At 73.5% G+C, this 2,216-nt stretch carries 1 protein-coding gene; it reads left to right on the top strand.

All coding sequences use genetic code 11. From position 1 onward, the window contains the following. Positions 1-15: 15 nt before the first annotated feature. Complete coding sequence (locus MHY29_RS11845) at positions 16-2,154, top strand: alpha-1,4-glucan--maltose-1-phosphate maltosyltransferase (protein ID WP_255718938.1); 2,139 nt, start codon at positions 16-18, stop codon at positions 2,152-2,154. The last annotated feature ends 62 nt before the right edge of the window (positions 2,155-2,216 follow it).

Below are 2,216 nucleotides of genomic sequence, written 5' to 3'. Positions count from 1 at the left end.
ATCAGCAGCCGCGCCATGGCGCCCCCTCGGCGTGGGGCCGGGCCGCCGCGCCCCGCTGACACACGCGGGCCCGCGCCGCCCGCCCCGGCCCTGCCGGACGTCCGCCGGACCACCCTGACCGGTCGCATCCCGGTCTCGAACGTCCAGCCGACGGTGGAGGAGGGCCGCTTCCCCGCGAAGGCGATCGTGGGGGAGGACGTCCCCGTCCGCGCGAACGTGTACCGCGAGGGGCACGACGCCGTCCGCGCCACCGTCCGCCTGCTGGGCCCGGACGGTGCCGAGGTGCAGCGGGTGCACATGCGCCCCGGGCGTCCGGGACTGGACGAGGCGGTGGCCACGCTGCGGCCCTCCGAGCCGGGCGTGCACCACTTCGTGGTGGAGGGCTGGGACGACCCCGTGGGCACATGGCGCCACAACGCGTCGGTGAAGCTGGCGGCCGGGGTCGACGTCGAGCTGATGCTGGACGAGGGGGCGGCGCTGTTCCGCGCGGCAGCGCAGGACCCCGAGCGCGGCGCGGCCGACCGCGCGGTGTTCGAGGAGGCCGTCCGCGGCCTCGAGGACGCCTCGCTGGCGCCCGTGCAGCGGTTCGCCGTGACGCAGTCGGCGGAGGTCTCCGCCGTGCTGGACGCCCGCCCGGTCCGCCGTTGGGTGACCAGCTCGGAGCTGTACCCGCTGGACGTGCAGCGTCCGCTGGCCGGCCGGGGCGCCTGGTACGAGTTTTTCCCGCGCTCGGAGGGCGCCCGGTACGACGAGGCCGCCGGCCTGTGGCACTCGGGCACCTTCCGTACCGCGGCGGAGCGCCTGCCGGCGGTCGCCGCGATGGGCTTCCAGGTCGTGTACCTGCCCCCGATCCACCCGATCGGCGTCGCGCACCGCAAGGGCCCGAACAACACGCTGACCGCCGGCCCGCAGGACCCGGGCTCGCCCTGGGCCATCGGCGGTGAGGCCGGCGGGCATGACGCGATCCATCCCGGCCTGGGCACCTTCGAGGACTTCGACGCCTTCCAGGAGCGCGTGCGCGAGCTCGGCATGGAGCTGGCCCTGGACCTGGCCCTGCAGTGCTCCCCGGACCACCCGTGGGTCACGGAGCACCCGGAGTGGTTCACGCACCGCGTGGACGGGTCCATCGCCTACGCGGAGAACCCGCCCAAGAAGTACCAGGACATCTACCCGCTGAACTTCGACGACGACGCCGATGGCCTCGCCAGGGCGGTGCTCGACGTGGTCCTGGGCTGGGTGCGACGTGGCGTGCACATCTTCCGCGTGGACAACCCGCACACCAAGCCCCTGTGGTTCTGGGAGTGGCTGATCCGCGAGGTGCGTGCGGTGGAGCCTGAGGTCGTGTTCCTGGCGGAGGCGTTCACGCGCCCGGCCATGATGCACGGGCTCGGCCGGGTCGGCTTCCAGCAGTCCTACGGCTACTTCACCTGGCGGAACACCCGGGAGGAGCTGGAGGAGTACCTGGAGGAGATCACCGCGGAGACGGCGGGCTTCTATCGCCCGAACTTCTTCGTGAACACCCCGGACATCCTCACCGACTACCTGCAGCACGGCGGGCCGGGTGCGTTCAAGGCGCGCGCGGTGATCGCGGCGACCTCGAACCCGCTCTACGGCGTCTACGCGGGCTTCGAGCTGTTCGAGCACGTGGCCCGGCCGGGCGCGGAGGAGTACATCGACAACGAGAAGTACGAGTTCCGCCCGCGCGACTGGGCCGGCGAGGAGGCTGCGGGCCGCTCCCTCGCCCCGTACCTGACCCGACTGAACCGGATCCGTGCGGAGCACCCGGCCCTGCAGGACCTGCAGAACCTCACGCTCCACTCCGCCACGGACCCCGAGCTCCTGGTCTTCTCCAAGACCCGCTCGGCGCTGCCCGAGGGCGACCACCGCGACGCCGCGGCTGTCACCGACGCCGGGTCGGCCGAGGACACGGTGGTCGTCGTCGTCGCGTGCGATCCGCATCGCGTGGCCGAGGCGACCCTCCGACTGGACGCCGAGGCGTTGCGCGTGCGCCCCGAGGACCGTGACGAGGAGGGCCGCTTCGAGGTGGAGGAGCTGCTCACCGGCGCCCGCTGGCGCTGGGACGAGCAGCCCTACGTCCGCCTCGACCCGGCCGTCGAGCCCGCCCACGTCCTGCGCGTCGTGCGCCGCGGCTGAGCCGCCGCACGCACCCCTCCCTGAGACCCGAACAGGAACCCCCGATGTCCTCCCCCACCCTG

The organism is Micrococcus sp. ACRRV, assembly GCF_022346985.1.
Classification (GTDB): domain Bacteria; phylum Actinomycetota; class Actinomycetes; order Actinomycetales; family Micrococcaceae; genus Micrococcus; species Micrococcus porci.
Note: the sequence above shows the minus strand (reverse complement) of the source record. Positions and strands in the feature narration are given on the sequence as shown.

Bases quoted from the DNA above. Each gene is read 5' to 3' on its own strand.
- MHY29_RS11845 (WP_255718938.1), top strand. From the start codon at position 16: ATGGCGCCCCCTCGGCGTGGGGCCGGGCCGCCGCGCCCCGCTGACACA.